The organism is Paenibacillus algorifonticola, assembly GCF_000971975.1.
Classification (GTDB): Bacteria; Bacillota; Bacilli; order Paenibacillales; family Paenibacillaceae; genus Pristimantibacillus; species Pristimantibacillus algorifonticola.
The window spans coordinates 177,823-192,829 of sequence record NZ_LAQO01000001.1 but is presented as its reverse complement, the minus strand read 5'-3'; the positions used below and the strand labels follow the sequence as shown (position 1 = coordinate 192,829).

The 15,007-nt window shown below is 52.3% G+C and carries 12 protein-coding genes and 1 other annotated feature; of the genes, 9 read left to right on the top strand and 3 right to left on the bottom strand.

From position 1 onward, the window contains the following. Positions 1-32: 32 nt before the first annotated feature. Positions 33-1,865, bottom strand: a complete 1,833-nt coding sequence (locus WH37_RS07610; protein ID WP_046229950.1) for a DEAD/DEAH box helicase — start codon at positions 1,863-1,865, stop codon at positions 33-35. 184 nt (positions 1,866-2,049) lie between these two features. On the opposite strand from WH37_RS07610, the gene WH37_RS07605 reads away from it, so the two are divergent. The 4 genes from WH37_RS07605 (at position 2,050) to WH37_RS07590 (ending at position 4,499) form a co-directional block, all read left to right on the top strand. Next, positions 2,050-2,250 (top strand): YwbE family protein, encoded by a 201-nt coding sequence (locus tag WH37_RS07605; protein WP_046229949.1) that lies wholly within the window; start codon positions 2,050-2,052, stop codon positions 2,248-2,250. 12 nt (positions 2,251-2,262) lie between these two features. Further along, positions 2,263-2,565 (top strand): hypothetical protein, encoded by a 303-nt coding sequence (locus WH37_RS07600; protein WP_046229948.1) that lies wholly within the window; start codon positions 2,263-2,265, stop codon positions 2,563-2,565. A 172-nt stretch (positions 2,566-2,737) separates the two neighbouring features. Continuing rightward, on the top strand, positions 2,738-3,994 hold the full coding sequence (locus WH37_RS34500) for a GNAT family N-acetyltransferase (RefSeq protein WP_197091350.1): 1,257 nt from the start codon (positions 2,738-2,740) through the stop codon (positions 3,992-3,994). A gap of 28 nt (positions 3,995-4,022) precedes the next feature. Beyond that, positions 4,023-4,499: a VanZ family protein gene (locus WH37_RS07590; RefSeq protein WP_052736865.1), complete on the top strand. Its 477-nt coding sequence runs from the start codon at positions 4,023-4,025 to the stop codon at positions 4,497-4,499. A gap of 75 nt (positions 4,500-4,574) precedes the next feature. Here the strand turns inward: WH37_RS07590 and WH37_RS07585 are convergent, their stop codons facing one another. After that, positions 4,575-5,570, bottom strand: a complete 996-nt coding sequence (locus WH37_RS07585) for a lipoate--protein ligase (protein WP_046230309.1) — start codon at positions 5,568-5,570, stop codon at positions 4,575-4,577. Positions 5,571-5,743: 173 nt separating this feature from the next. On the opposite strand from WH37_RS07585, the gene WH37_RS07580 reads away from it, so the two are divergent. Further along, on the top strand, positions 5,744-6,370 hold the full coding sequence (locus WH37_RS07580) for a carbon-nitrogen hydrolase family protein (protein WP_046229947.1): 627 nt from the start codon (positions 5,744-5,746) through the stop codon (positions 6,368-6,370). A gap of 79 nt (positions 6,371-6,449) precedes the next feature. Beyond that, positions 6,450-6,665, top strand: a binding site (T-box leader). Positions 6,666-6,745: 80 nt separating this feature from the next. Then, positions 6,746-9,184 (top strand): leucine--tRNA ligase, encoded by a 2,439-nt coding sequence (leuS, locus tag WH37_RS07575; RefSeq protein ID WP_046229946.1) that lies wholly within the window; start codon positions 6,746-6,748, stop codon positions 9,182-9,184. A 46-nt stretch (positions 9,185-9,230) separates the two neighbouring features. Here leuS and comER read toward each other — a convergent pair whose 3' ends face one another. Beyond that, a complete protein-coding gene (gene comER / locus WH37_RS07570; protein WP_046229945.1) occupies positions 9,231-10,070 on the bottom strand; it encodes a late competence protein ComER in 840 nt (279 codons plus the stop codon). 231 nt (positions 10,071-10,301) lie between these two features. Here comER and WH37_RS33415 point away from each other — a divergent pair, with 231 nt between their 5' ends. From WH37_RS33415 to WH37_RS07555, 3 genes are all read left to right on the top strand, one after another. Then, positions 10,302-11,099: a ComEA family DNA-binding protein gene (locus tag WH37_RS33415; protein WP_052736864.1), complete on the top strand. Its 798-nt coding sequence runs from the start codon at positions 10,302-10,304 to the stop codon at positions 11,097-11,099. A gap of 67 nt (positions 11,100-11,166) precedes the next feature. Next, positions 11,167-11,697 (top strand): deoxycytidylate deaminase, encoded by a 531-nt coding sequence (locus WH37_RS07560; protein WP_046229944.1) that lies wholly within the window; start codon positions 11,167-11,169, stop codon positions 11,695-11,697. A gap of 384 nt (positions 11,698-12,081) precedes the next feature. Beyond that, entirely contained in the window at positions 12,082-14,793 is a 2,712-nt protein-coding gene (locus WH37_RS07555; protein WP_046229943.1) for a ComEC/Rec2 family competence protein, read from the top strand. The last annotated feature ends 214 nt before the right edge of the window (positions 14,794-15,007 follow it).

The window sequence follows — 15,007 nt, the reverse complement described above, 5'->3', positions numbered from 1 at the left end:
GGGATCGACGGAAAGCTGCTTGATCTGTGTATTTATCTTTTGCGACCGCGACTGCTTCCAGCTCCGCCGCCGCCACGGGAAGGGCTGGAGCCACGGCTGGAACCGCCGGAATTGCGGCCGCCGCTGCCAGAACCAGAGCTCCGTCCACCGGAACTGCGTGCTCCAGAGCTGCGTGGTGCTCCTGAGGAAGCACGTTCGCTGCGCTCGCCGCCGCCGAAGCTGCGAGGACCTGCAGGGCGTTCGCTGCGCTCGCCGCCGCCGAAGCTGCGAGGACCTGCAGGGCGTTCGCTGCGCTCGCCGCCGCCGAAGCTGCGAGGACCTGCGGGGCGCTCGCTGCGTTCACCGCCGCCGAAGCTGCGAGGACCCGCAGGACGTTCACTGCGTTCACCGCCGCCGAAGCCGCGAGGGCCGGAGGAGCGTTCGCTGCGCTCGTTACCACCGAAGCTACGCCCTCCTTTGCCGCCACGCTTGCTTCCAGTATCGCCGCCACTTGCTGCTTCCCATGGGCTGCCGCCGTCCGATTTGCTTGGAGCTGCTGACCTTTCAGCCTGCTGCCCACGGCCTCTGCCGCCAGCCTGCTGGCGTCCACGTCCACCAGAGGATTCGCCACCGCGGCGACCTTGCTGGCCGGATCGTCCCGAATCGCGTCCGCCGCGTGCTCTGCCGCCGCGCTCTGACGAGGAAGAATCTCTGCCATATGCTTTGGCTGGAGCTGCAGAGCGCTTCGTGTTGTCGGCTGTTAATTGGCCTTCTTCATCAATCGTAAAGCGCTGTAGCGAAGCATCAATGCTGCGCTCAATATGAGCAACAGCGCCGCGATCATGCGGGGAAGAGAGAGTTACCGCTGTACCGCGCTGACCGGCACGTCCTGTACGGCCAATACGGTGAATATAAATTTCCGAATCCTGTGGCACATCATAGTTGTACACATGTGTAACACCTTCTACATCAAGCCCGCGCGCAGCGACATCCGTTGCAACGAGAATTTGCAGCTTGGCATCGCGGAAACGCTTCATGACCTGCTCGCGCTTCGCCTGCGTCAAGTCGCCATGCAGCTCGTCCGAAGGAATGCCTTTATCCTGCAAAGCAGCATTCAGTTTTTTGGCCCGCACTTTCGTCCGGCAGAAAATAACGGCCAAATAAGGGTTATGCTGCTCAATCAGCTGCATAACGGCACGTTCACGTCCGCGATCTGTCGTTTCAATGACGAATTGCTTAATGTTATCCAGCGTCACATGCGTGCTTTGAATACGAATATCGACTGGCGTATTCATATAGTTGGCAGCAAGGCGCTTAATCGCTTCCGGCATCGTAGCCGAAAACAGCATCGTCTGGCGTGCGCGAGGCATATGCGCAATAATATTCTCGACTTCCGGCAGGAAGCCCATATGCAGCATTTGGTCAGCCTCATCCAGCACGAGCATTTTCAGCTTGCCCAGGTTGATCGTCTCCCGGCGAATATGGTCAAGCAATCGACCAGGTGTTGCTACAACGATATGGGGAGCGTTGTTCAGCTTGCGAATTTGTGCGACAACATCCTGCCCGCCGTAAGCGGCTAGCACCGTAGCGCCAACAGTCGGAGCAAGCTTCGTCAGCTCGCTCGTAATTTGAATGGCGAGCTCGCGGGTTGGAGTCAAAATAAGCGCCTGCACCTGTTCCTTGTGCACTTGAATGCGCTGCAATATAGGCAAGGCAAAGGCAAGCGTTTTGCCTGTTCCGGTTTGAGCTTGGGCAATGACGTCTTGTCCCGCAAGCAGCACGGGAATCGATTTTTTTTGAACCGGGGTTGGCTCGGTAATTCCGTTCTCATGGAGACGCGAGGCCAGCTCCGGCATGACGCCCATTGCAGTAAAATCAGTTGACATTAGACAATTTCCTCATTTCATTAAACATCGTTTGGTGTTAAGTATAACAGGTTGTACCTATCATGTGCATCTTTCCTGCACATATGCTATGCTATTTTGAAAGAAAAGTTTAAAGTATGGTGAAAAGTCGTAACGGAGTGGACACTCTGGTTCACCACGCTTTTTTGAAAAGGAAGGGTAACACATGAACGGAACGAATCGCGCAGCAGTCAAGCCGGGCCAGCAGGTCGACATTGTGCTAAAGCAGGATCAGCGTACGGGCAAGCTGACGAGAGGCATCGTCAAGGATTTGCTGACGAATTCCGGCACGCATCCGCATGGCATTAAGGTTCGGCTGACGGACGGGCAAGTAGGCCGCGTTAAGCATATTTTACCAGGGGAATAAGGAGATGGACGGGTGGCATTTGGCATATCCAGAACCGAAATGAATGTCTGGAAGGAGCGGGTGCAGAGCGGCGAAATTGCTTTTTTGACGCATTATTGGCTGGACCCACGCTTTCCGACCATGAAGACGGTAACGAAGGTAGGCTGCTCCAATATAGACAAGCTGGCGGAATGGTGCATGTCCTATGGGCTCGATCCCCGGTACATTCACTACCGCGACAACTATCCGCATTTTGATCTGTTTGGGCCGAAGCAGCGTCCGATTTTAATGGCGGAGCAGAAGTTCGACCAAATAACCCGCTTTAAATTGCTTTAATGGTTAATGGAATGGCATGTGCCGCCGTCAGGGCGGCTGTTTTGCTTCGACAAGAGGGCGAAACCTATGTTATGGCATGCAAAATACGAGATTTCAATTTTACGAGTTTAATGAAACCAATCATAGAAGCAAGCTCATATATTGGGGGAAGCAAAGCGAGGGAGAGCGGTTCATGGAGCAGGGACAGGGGAAACAGCAGTTGCTCAAGTATTTTCAGGAATGGATTATCTTTGTGGAGACACTGGAGCAGCAGGATGAAGCGGTATGGGAGCTGAGCTTGGCTCCGGGAAAATGGTCCGTTCGCGAAGTAGTCGCTCATATTGCGCTATGGGATCGTTATTTTCTCACGACAGCCATTGAGAGAGTGGGCCGGCAGCAGGCGCTGACGCTCAAGCATTTGGATTATGATGCTTTTAATGAAAATGCCCGCCTTTATGGACGCTATACTTCGATTGCCAAGCTGATCAGGCAGACGATTCAGGACCGTGAAGCGATTACGGGGCTCATTCAAGCTTTGCCGGAGCAGCAATATGCGGCTGAGTACACGGATAGCGATGGGCATCCATTCCGGCTGCAGGCGTATTTGACAGATTTTATCGCTCATGATAGGCATCATATGGCACAGATTAAGCAGCTTTTGGACAGTGCAGCATTAGAGCCGTCCTCTGAGGAGCAGCTTCATCTCAAGCTGGAGGAGCTGTCGATGAATGCTTGGCCTGCGCTTCAGGTACTGATGTATGAGGGGTGGCAGCTGCGTCTGGCGAATGGCTATACAAAACGTTCAAACTCCATTGTACCAGTAGCCTGCAGCGGGGAAGAGCTTTCGCGCAAAATCGCCTATGGCGAAGCTTTTTATACGGCGCGTGGATTGGATACGGCCTATAAAATCACGCCATTCTCCCAGCCGCCGGAGTTGGATGAGACGCTCGCGCTGCGAGGCTACGACAAGATAGATCCAGTCTATGTCAAGACGGCTCCCCTTGATCAAATGCGTAAACCGGCTGGCGGCCTAGACGTTCGCATCGACCCCTTTTTAAGCGAAGCTTGGCTGGAAGCCTATATGTCTATGGCGAAGCACACTGCTGACGAGCGGGAGACGCTTAAAAATATGTTTGCATCGCCGCCGTTTCAAACAGCCTTTGTTGTGCTTTATGTAGAGGGAGTGCCAGCGGCTTGCGGCATTGGCGTTATGGAGCGAGGATATATCGGTCTGTATGCCGTCGTGACCTCGCCGGATTTTCGCAGGCGTGGATTTGGCGAGCAACTCCTGCTCCATATTTTGCAGTGGGGCAAGGAGAGTGGGGCGGAGCACAGCTATCTGCTCGTTACGCACGCCAATGAGGCGGCTAACCGCTTGTATGACAAGCTGGGCTTTACACTGCAATATAACTACTGGTATCGGGTGAGAAAAATAGCTGCGTCCCAATAACCCGAACGGAAGTGGAGGGGCGATTACGTTGAAGCAGGCAGGCGGAAATTCCGGTTCCTTTGCACGAAAAGTGACAGCCGCTCTTATTTTCGTTTATACGATATGGCTCATTTATGCGATGTTTTTTGGCTTTGGCAGGCAGGCGAGAAGCAGTGCGGAGCTCCGATATAATATCATTCCTTTTTCGACCATCAAGCTGTATGTAACGAACTTTCATCATATACACTTGTGGGACTGGATCATTAATATGGTCGGCAACATTGCCGTATTTGTGCCATTTGGCCTCGCATTGCCGATCGTTTTTCGCTGGCGGCTGGGCAAGACGCTGCTGTCGTTTATGCTATTTATAACACTGCTGGAAGTGCTGCAAATGCTTACGAGACGAGGCAGCTTCGACATCGATGATATTCTCATGAACAGCGCTGCTGTTGTACTTGGTTATGGTATCCTTGTTTGCTTCCGGAAGCTTACAAATCTTAAAAGAGGAATTCAACGAACCTATTGATGCTTCCATCCTACCGTGTGAAATAAAAAGCGCCCCGGGCTCTCTTATAAGTGAAAGCCGGGGCGCTGTTTGCTTTTATTCGAAAATCAAGCCCATTAAGTCGTTCTTCGTCACTTTGCCGAAATAATAGCCTAAATCGATCTCATCCAGCAGCTTGCCTAGTGCAGCAGCTTCGTAACGCTGACCAATGAGCTGCTTTGCAAATTCGCTGCTCTCGCCACGACCGAAGAAATCGCCGTATACGGCAGCATCTGCAATAAGGCCTTCTTCAACTTGCAGGCGCACATCGAACGTTCCAGCTCCTTCTATCCGCTTCGTTTGGCGTGTATTGAATGCTGGCGATCTGCCATAATTCCAATCCCAGCTGCGATATCGCGTCTGTGCCAGTTCGCGGACATCTGCCCATTGTTCCTCAGACAGCTCGTAGTAAGGAATTTCATCACTGCCTTCAAAAATGGAAGCAAGCACGCTTTGGCGGAAGACTTCAATCGTGATTGGCGCTGCCAGAAACTCGGAAATGTTGGCCACGCGGCTGCGAATCGATTTTGTCGCTTTCGACACATATTTTTCGGGATTTGCTTTTAAAGCTGATACGACATTTTCGATTTCGGAATCAAACAGCAAGGTGCCATGGCTGAACATCCTGCCCCGCGCCGAAAACTGTGCGTTGCCAGAAATTTTTCGTTCGCCTACTTGAATATCGTTACGCCCTGTAAGCTCGGCCTGAACGCCAAGCTCGGCTAGTGCCTTCACGACCGGTTCGGTGAATTTTTTGAAGTTATGGAACGATTGGCCGTCGTCGCTCATGATGAAGCTGAAATTCAAATTCCCTTCGTCATGATAAACGGCTCCGCCGCCAGACAGCCGGCGTACAACATGGATTTTATTTTCCTCCACGTAGCGCGGGTTGATTTCTTCCATCGTATTTTGGTTTTTGCCGATAATAATGGAAGGCTCATTAATATAAAACAGTAAATAATCGTCCTCCGGCGGCAGCGACCGTAAAATATATTCTTCCAGCGCCAAATTAAGCGCAGGGTCTGTTATATGTTTGTTGCTTACAAAACGCATCATAACGATTCCTCCGAAAATAGTAATGGGTTGCAAAAGCTTGCTGCTCCTATTATACCCCTCCTTGGGGCAAATGCCATGGATAAATGAGAGCGGCTTTTTCGCTTGTATAGGTTTGTTATGCTTTCATGATGTGATAGCATAGCGATGAATATAAACAAAGGGGAGAGCTTATGAAGCTGTTGATTATGCAGCCTAAGTTGGAGTCGGGGCTAGTTCAATTGGAAGAAGAGCTTGTTAAGCATCCGGAGGCGGATGCGATTTTATTTCCAGAAGGTTATTTGAACGAAAATGTAAAGCAGGCTTGCCATCTTGCCCACCAGTTCAATAAATTATTAATCGGTGGCCATCGGCGACTGAATGAGCAGCCCAAGGACAGAGCTATTATTATTGATGGAAGCGGCCGTATTTTGCTGGATCGCATGAAATATAGCGATACATTATGCGTGGAAGCGAGCGGCATGAAGATAGGACATATTTTATGCGACGAGTTAGTTCTGCAAGGGGTGAAAGGAGAGGAGGCTCAAGGAGCTGATCTGCTCGTTCATCCCATAGGCGTCGGCATGTTCAGCGAGGAGCAATTCGAGGAGTGGACGGCGCTTGCCCGTCAAACGGCAATAGCCAGCAGTGCCTTTCTGATTGGAACCAGCCATGCGGACGGCAAATATCGAGATAGTGAGCTGGCCATACCGATTGCTTACGGGTTTAGTTCTCAAGGAGAAACGCTTTTCATCGCAAAAAATGACTGCCGTTCACGCATCGTTCATTTAGGGATGCAAGAAGTGAGTGTTTTGGAATAAAAAGGGAATTTATATGAGGGCTATCTCTTGACATCGCGCCAAAGCTTCATTATAATCGGAACTAATTCTTAAAATGTCACATTTGGCGTTGATGAGGAGCAGTAGTATCGCGGGGCATGGCTTAGAGAGCCGGCGGATGGTGCAAGCCGGACCTGCAGCGATATGAATCTCACCTTGGAGCTGTGCGCGCAAGCGTACCGTATGGCCTGCGTTAAAGGCAACAAGTGAGCACTCGGCAAAGCATGTCCGGGGGCTAACTAGGGTGGTACCACGGGAGACAGCTCTCGTCCCTAGCGATCATACGCTAGGGGCGGGAGCTTTTTTGCTTGGAAGCCGCTGAAATTTTGCTTTACCAAGCTTAAGGAGGAAACATTCATGAGTCAAGATCAGCAACCGCAAGGCTATAATCCGCTGATAGTAGAGCCGAAATGGCAAAAATATTGGGATGAGAACAAGACGTTCGCTACGAAGGAAGAAGCGGGCAAACCGAAATTTTATGCGCTCGATATGTTCCCTTATCCGTCCGGTTCAGGCCTGCACGTAGGTCATCCGGAAGGTTATACGGCAACGGATATCGTGTCGCGTTACAAGCGTCTGCGCGGCTTTAACGTCCTGCACCCGATGGGCTGGGATGCATTTGGCCTTCCTGCTGAGCAGCATGCACTGGATACCGGGCAGCATCCACGTGAAATTACATTTAAAAATATCGACAACTTCCGCCGTCAAATCAAATCGCTCGGCTTTTCCTACGACTGGGATCGCGAGTTCAGTACGACTGACCCGGATTATTATAAATGGACGCAGTGGATTTTCATCCAGCTGTACAACAAAGGACTTGCTTATGTAGCTGAAGTTCCGGTCAACTGGTGCGAAGCGCTGGGAACTGTGCTTGCCAACGAGGAAGTAATTGACGGTCTAAGCGAACGCGGAAATCATCCTGTCGTACGCAAGCCAATGCGCCAATGGGTACTGAAAATTACCGAATATGCGGAGCGCCTGCTGGAGGATCTGGAGGAGCTTGATTGGACGGAAAGCATCAAGGATATGCAGCGCAACTGGATCGGCAAGTCTACAGGCGCCGAAGTGACGTTTGCTATTGAGGGCCATGATGCAAACCTTGTCGTGTTCACGACGCGTCCGGATACTTTGTTCGGTGCCACTTATTGCGTGCTTGCGCCTGAGCATGAGCTGGTTGCCCAAATTACGACAGCGGATCAACAGGCAGCTATTGAGGCTTATCAGCTGACAGCTTCCCGCAAGAGCGATTTGGAGCGTACCGATCTGGCGAAGGAAAAATCCGGCGTGTTCACCGGTGCTTATGCGATTAATCCGGTCAATGGCGAGAAAACGCCAATCTGGATTGCCGATTATGTACTGGCAGGCTACGGCACAGGTGCAATTATGGCTGTTCCAGGCCATGATACACGTGACTGGGAATTCGCAACACAGTTCGGATTGCCGATTGTGGAAGTCGTGCAAGGCGGAGATATTTCCAAAGAAGCCTATACCGGCGACGGCGTACACGTAAATTCCGATTTGCTGAATGGGCTTAATAATGAAGAAGCGATTGCGAAAATGATCAGCTTCCTCGAAGAAAAAGGAAGCGGGCATGGCAAAGTGACGTACCGCCTTCGCGATTGGCTGTTCAGCCGCCAGCGTTATTGGGGAGAGCCGATTCCGATTTTGCATCTGGAGGATGGCACAATGAAGCCTGTTCCAGAAGACCAGCTTCCGCTGCTGCTGCCTGATGTGGATGCAATTAAGCCTTCGGGCACAGGGGAATCGCCGCTTGCGAATGTAACGGAATGGGTCAATACAATTGATCCGGAAACGGGCATGAAAGCACGCCGCGAGACGAACACGATGCCGCAATGGGCGGGCAGCTGCTGGTACTACCTGCGCTTTATCGATCCGAAAAACGACAAGGAAATTTGTTCACCGGAGAAGCAGCGCGAGTGGCTGCCGGTTGACCTGTATATCGGCGGAGCGGAGCATGCTGTGCTTCACCTGCTGTATGCGCGCTTCTGGCATAAAGTATTGTATGATCTGGGCGTAGTTGAGACGAAGGAGCCTTTCCATAAGCTCGTTAACCAAGGGATGATTTTGGGCACAAACAATGAGAAAATGTCCAAATCCCGCGGAAATGTCATCAACCCCGATGAAATTGTATCGGAATTCGGCGGAGATACGCTGCGTTTGTATGAAATGTTCATGGGCCCGCTGGAAGCGACAAAGCCTTGGAACACGAACGGCGTAGAAGGAGCCTTCCGTTTCCTTAGCCGTGTATGGCGTTTGTTCATCGGTGACGATGGCAGCTTGAGTGCGAAAATTTCGGACGGTGAAACGACTGAAGCGTTCAAGCGTACATGGCACCGTACGATCAAAAAAGTAACCGATGACTTTGAGCATCTGCGTTTTAATACGGCAATCAGCCAGTTGATGATTTTTGTCAATGAAGCTTATAAAACCGAAGTGCTGCCGCGCGAAGCGATGGCTGATTTTGTGAAAATGCTGTCCCCGCTTGCACCGCATATTGCGGAAGAGCTGTGGGAGAAGCTGGGCGGAACAGGGACGATTACGTACGAGTCCTGGCCGGTATGGGAAGAGGCTTGGACGGTAGACCAAGAGGTTGAAATCGTCGTTCAAGTTAATGGCAAAATCATTGAACGCTTGTCGATAGCGGCAGACACGGATGAAGCCGAAATGGAACGTCTTGCGAAGGAGCAAGATAAGGTGCAGGAGCTTATCGCAGGCAAAACCATCCGCAAGGTCGTAGCTGTAAAAGGTAAAATCGTTAACATCGTTGCCAATTAAACGTTAGCCACATGAAGAGGTGAACGGTCAATTAGCTGAAGAACAGCTATTGACCGTTCACCTCTTCGCCGTAGAAAGATACGGAAACTTTGGCGACGTCCTCATGGAATTTGGCATGCGTCGTGCGAATAAGCCGGTTGAATACATCATCGGTCTCACGGCGAAGCAATTTCAGCGCCTGTGCTGTGATGCCTCCGGGTACGGCTACCCGGGCCTGCACATCAGCTGGAGTAAGGCCTCCCTCGGTCAAGAGCAGTCCTGTTCCGAGCAGCATGGCGCTTGCCACCTTGAGCGCTTCCGCGCGGTCAATGCCCGTCTCTTCAACCGCTGCATCGACGAACTGCTCCAGCAGACAGGAAATAAACGCCGGACCGCAGCTTGATAGGTCGGAGACGACTCGTGTATAGGCTTCATCAATTTGCAGCGGCTCGCTAATAAAGGCGAGCAGCGATTCGAGCCGTTCCTTGTCCCCGCTCTGGATGCGGGAGCCATAAATACATAAGGAAGCGCCGCTCCATACTTGATTCGTAATGCTGGGAATGACTTTGGCTACTTTGCAGGGCAATACTTCCTCAAGGTGTGAGAGCAGAACCGGGCTTGTAATCGAAACGAGCAGTTGCTCAGGCCGGATGACGGAGGAAATGTCGTCGACAACCTTTTTAAATTCATGCGGCTTAATACAAAGAAATACAATATCCTTGCCGTATGCGGCACGGGCATTGCTGGCTTCTGCTTGAAGCCCGGGATAGCGGTCAGCAAGTGCCTGCGCTTTGGAGAAAGTACGGTTGCTGATGGTAATTTGATCGGATTCCAGTGCTCCAGAAGCAATTAATGCTTCAACGAGCAGACTGCCCATCGTTCCCGTTCCAATAAATCCAACTTTCATGAGATGGCCTCCTTCGTTGTGAGGTTGTGAAATGGAAGCGACCTTGCGGCGGTCTGATATGAATCACTTTGTTATCTGAGTTGATTTTCCGAATGGAACAGGCTTTAAGGCGAAGTAAGCCTATTCGCAGTTTACCTGTTCTTCTACCGTATTCCTGACAACTTGGCAGTTATGTCAACGATTTTCATCTTTTTTGGAGCTGTCATTCATAGTGAAAGGTGTGGATAAAGGATGTGGGAACGAGCAAAGGAGAAACGATATGGGAAAAGCCCGGATGTTAAGCGGACGTTTATGGCGGTTTGTTTGCTGCTTGCTTGTGGGCTGCTCGGGGTTGCTATGTTTATGCCGAAGGAGCAGGCTCCGAGCGGCTGGACGACGCTAAATGCGGCTGTGGAAGCGGCATTGCCGCCAGAGCAGGGCAGTGAACCCAGCTCTCCTGAGGTGAAGAACGGTGTTGGAGGGGGAAGCGGCTTAGGGAAGTGGGCAGATGCAGAAGGACAGCAGGGTCATACAGCGACAAATGGCAGTAATGGAAAACCGTCCTCAAGCGGCGGAGGAGATGGGCAAAACGGGAGTGGGGAGATGCCTTCTGCTGCTAGTGGTGCAGCAGAAGGAACCAACTCATCCGGACTGGATGGTGCTGGGAAGACGGAGCAGGGTGGAGTGAGCGCCGACGCTGGAGGTTCAGCGGCAGCTGGTGATGGAACTAGCAGTGGGAGTGGAAATGGAAATGCTGGGCTCCGCCCGCCTGAATCGAGTGCAAATAACGGGAGCGGTGCTGTTGAAGCGGCACAGAGTGGGCTGGGTGAAGCGTCGTCTTCGACGGATTCGGGCAAGCTGGATATTAACCGGGCAACTGCTCAGGAGCTTGATGGGTTGAAAGGAATCGGACCGGCGAAAGCTAAAGCGATTGTTGAAAATCGGGAGAAAAATGGGCGTTTTACATCGGTTGATGATTTGCAGCGAGTGAAAGGAATTGGCCCCAAGCTGCTGCAAGGCATGAAAGACAGCATTGTCGCCAATCCTTAAGTGTGAGAAAATAACAGGCAGCAGGATAGCGATATTTTGAAAGAGCATCAAGGAGGAAGTTGAAACAATGGCAATAGTAGGTCAAGACGTGGAACGTAAAGACTGGGATACGTATTTTATGGACATCGCTTATATGGTATCAACACGCTCACGCTGCCCAAGGCGGCATGTGGGGGCTGTACTGGTGCAGGGTAAAAAGCTGCTTGGCACCGCATATAATGGCGCTCCTATGGGCGTGCAGGATTGCTCGGAAGCGGGCTGCATGATTGCAGAAGAGTGGGAAATCAAGCAGGAGAACGGCGAGGAGCAGATGATTAAAAAGCAGCGCTGCATTCGCACGATCCACGCGGAGCAAAATTTGCTGCTGTTCACGGATCGCGCTGACCGTGAAGGCTCGACGGTATATGTGACAGACCAGCCCTGCTGGACTTGCGCTAATATGCTCGCGAACAGCGGGATTAAAGAGGTTGTCTATCACCGCGGTTACCCGAAAGACAGCGAGAAGGTTGTGACGCTGATGGGGCACAAAGGCATTGCTTTTCGTTTTCTGGAAGGCTATGAACCGCCGCCGCAGGCGGGAATGTCAGTTATTTCTTGATTTTTCACGCGGGTACGGGAAGTTGGAATAATGAATATTAATGGATACAAATAGAGATAAGAACAGAGATAAGAACAGAGATAGAAACAGCAATAGAATATAGAAACAGCAACTCAAAAGAGCAAGAGCAAAACCAAGAGCAATACTAAGGACAAAAAATAGCCATTTATTTAGAGAGGAAGCACCTCTTATCGCATGCGATAAGAGGTGCTTTTTTTTGCAAATATATGAATTTATAAGTTTGAGCTTATAAATGACTTATATTTCACCGCGAAACGAGCTTTTGCCGCCAGAGGACGGTGTCAGCCGTTTACGCTTGGTGGCCTGAGTTTGCTTGCATGAAAATGAAGTCGTGTTCAAGTCAGAATGGAGAGGTGATCGAAAATGAATAGAAGACCGCTGCTTTGGTTCGCGGTATGTTTTGTGGCAGGCTGCGCAAGCGGCGCGAGGTTGAGCGGCGCAGGAGCTGCGCTGGCGGCGGGCGGTGTGGCGGTTGCCGCCCTGGCGCTGGTTTTGTCGGGGCGGCTGACGCGAAAGCTGGCAGCCGTATGTGTAGTCGGCTTCGTCCTTGCAGCTGGGGAACGGATGTGGGCGGACGCCCGCAACGTGACTGGCCTGCTGGACGTGCTGCGCGCCGCAGAGGCGCAAGGGGCGGACGCTGCGCTAGCGATTGAAGCGTCCGGGACGGTTGTGTCGGTCGTCGAGATCGACGGCGACCGGGCTAGCTTTGAGCTGGCGGTGGATGCCGCCAGCGTAGCGGGGTTTGGCTCGCCGCGCCAGCTTGGCGGCGAGCGGATGCTTGTGCAGCTGCGGCTCGAAGAGCAGCCGCAGCAGGAGGTCGCCGCTGCTTGGCGGCGCGGCGACGTCGTTGACGTTAAGGGCCAGCTGGCGCAGCCCGCTGGCCCGGCTAATCGCGGCGGCTTCGACTACCGCCGCTACTTGAGCAGCCAGAATATCCACTGGCTGATTCAAGCTACGGGCACAGGCGCGATCGACATCGCGCCTGGCCCGCCATGGACCGCGGCCGCGCTGCTCGGCCGCGTCGACGCCGTGCGCGCCTGGCTTGCAGCACGGCTGTCGAGCATGTACCCGGGCATGCAAGCCGGCTACATGCAAGGACTGGTCCTCGGGATCACGGATGATCTTGATCCCTCCCTCATGCAGCAATTCGCTCGTCTCGGCTTAACGCATATACTCGCCATATCAGGCCTGCACGTCGCGGTATTCCTCTATGCGCTGGGCCTGATTTTACGGCTTTGCCGCATGACGCGGGAGCGCCTGCTGCTGACGCTCGTTTTTGCCGTGCCCTTCTATGTGCTGCTCAGCGGCGCTTCGCCTTCGGTTGTAAGGGCCGGCGTGATGGGCATGCTTGGCTTGCTGGCTGCGCGTATGCACAAGCTAAAGGATGGCTTGCATATTTTGGCGGCCGCTGCCGTCATCATGCTGGCGTGTAATCCTTTTTATTTGGAAAATGTCAGCTTCCAGCTTTCCTTTATCGTGACGCTAGGCCTCATTCTTGGTGTCCCTCCTGTAAGGCGCGCCATGCCTGACTGGAAGCGGGGAAAAGCGCTGCTCGATTTGATTGCCGTCAGCGTCGTGGCGCAGGCTGTATCGTTTCCGGTTTCCATTTATTACTTCAACCAATTCCATTTGCTGTCGCTCCCGGCGAATTTGCTGCTCGTGCCATTTATCAGCTTTATTATTATGCCGCTAGGAGGAGCTGCGCTGTTTATTCATATGGCTTGGCCAGCAGGCGGCAAGCTGCTCGCATGGGCGAGCGTCTACGCCAATGACTGGACATTTTGGCTCGTTGACCAGCTTGCAAAAGCAGATTTATTCCGCACGATTTGGGCGACTCCCCCGCTATGGTGGATTGCGGCTTGGTATGGCGCCTTAGCGCTGTTATTCCGCGCACTTCCAGTGCGCCAGCTCCCAGTCTCCCCTGAGCAGGAGCCAGAGTTAGAGCATGGCAACCCTGCTGCTGGTCGCGAAAACAGCGAGCTGGAAACGCAGCCGCTTCAGGAGCTTTCATCCGTACATAGAACGGGCGGCCTCATTGCAGTCGGCAAATCTTCTGGCGGATTTACCGGCTTTCCGAGTGCATCATCTGCGAAGGCGCTTCTTTTCCCTGGCAGCCTGTTTTCAGCCATTCTCCTGCTGCTAACGCTGCTATTTTTCGCCTATTATCCTGATTTATTTGATCGTGACGGCCGCGTCCATGTGCTGGATATTGGGCAGGGAGACGCTATTTATGTCAGGACGCCGGAAGGGAAGCATTTGCTGATCGACGGGGGCGGAACGGTTTCTTTCCGCAAGGCGGGAGAGGAATGGAGAGTGCGAAAGGACCCTTTTGAGGTAGGCAAAAAGGTCATTGCTCCGCTGCTAATGAAGCGCGGAGTCCATCAGCTTGATCTGCTCATCGTCTCCCATTTGGACAGTGATCATATTAAGGGACTTAAAGCGGTTATGGATTCAATCCCAGTCAAAGGGCTGCTATGGAACGGTAGTATCAAGCATTCGCCTGATGCGGAGGAATTGCTGGCCTATGCGGTCCAGCATGAGATACCTTTGTACCGGGCTGAGGCGGGGCAGGAGTGGGAAATGGGCAAGGGCACAAAGCTGACCGTTCTATGGCCCCCTGCTGTTGTCCACGCGGAACGGAGCAGCATTTCCAACATGGAAATCAAGGAGATCGAGGAGCAGAACGAAGCGAGTGTTGTCCTTTATTTGACGATGCGGAATTATACTTTTCTGCTGACGGGAGACATCGGGTTTGAGACGGAGGAGCGTTTGCTGGCGCTTATGGATGAAAATCCAGTTTTATATGCGGCTTGCTGCGCCAAAGTCGATGTGCTTAAAGTCGCACATCATGGAAGCCGTTATTCAACCGCCGCCAATTGGCTGGAACGCTGGCATCCGCTTAGTGCGGCGATTTCCGCAGGTGCGACAAACAGCTATGGTCATCCTCACGGCGATGTATTGGAACGATTGAAGGCGGCTGGTACCGAGGTGCGCCGAACGGATCAGGATGGTGAAATTGAATATCGGGCGGCATTGGAGATGCTGCAGGTCAGAACGATGAATAAGGGTAATTGATTTTCGCGGATAATAAACGCAATCAAAAATAGGAGAATGAAAAAAATAAAGAGCATATAAATTAGGGTATGTATGCAAACGTAAGTGAGCCAGATCCAGATCGAATTTAGCGTCAAACGTGTTACCTCTCCTACCGGGAATGTCCCCCCCTCATGAATGTAAACATACGTACCGAAAGGCACCTTCATGCTCTTCGTTTCAGGGATTTACTCCC

Bases quoted from the DNA above. Each gene is read 5' to 3' on its own strand.
- WH37_RS07610 (WP_046229950.1), bottom strand. From the start codon at position 1,865: ATGTCAACTGATTTTACTGCAATGGGCGTCATGCCGGAGCTGGCCTCG.
- WH37_RS07605 (WP_046229949.1), top strand. From the start codon at position 2,050: ATGAACGGAACGAATCGCGCAGCAGTCAAGCCGGGCCAGCAGGTCGAC.
- WH37_RS34500 (WP_197091350.1), top strand. From the start codon at position 2,738: ATGGAGCAGGGACAGGGGAAACAGCAGTTGCTCAAGTATTTTCAGGAA.
- WH37_RS07585 (WP_046230309.1), bottom strand. From the start codon at position 5,570: ATGCGTTTTGTAAGCAACAAACATATAACAGACCCTGCGCTTAATTTG.
- WH37_RS07580 (WP_046229947.1), top strand. From the start codon at position 5,744: ATGAAGCTGTTGATTATGCAGCCTAAGTTGGAGTCGGGGCTAGTTCAA.
- leuS (WP_046229946.1), top strand. From the start codon at position 6,746: ATGAGTCAAGATCAGCAACCGCAAGGCTATAATCCGCTGATAGTAGAG.
- comER (WP_046229945.1), bottom strand. From the start codon at position 10,070: ATGAAAGTTGGATTTATTGGAACGGGAACGATGGGCAGTCTGCTCGTT.
- WH37_RS33415 (WP_052736864.1), top strand. From the start codon at position 10,302: ATGTGGGAACGAGCAAAGGAGAAACGATATGGGAAAAGCCCGGATGTT.
- WH37_RS07560 (WP_046229944.1), top strand. From the start codon at position 11,167: ATGGCAATAGTAGGTCAAGACGTGGAACGTAAAGACTGGGATACGTAT.
- WH37_RS07555 (WP_046229943.1), top strand. From the start codon at position 12,082: ATGAATAGAAGACCGCTGCTTTGGTTCGCGGTATGTTTTGTGGCAGGC.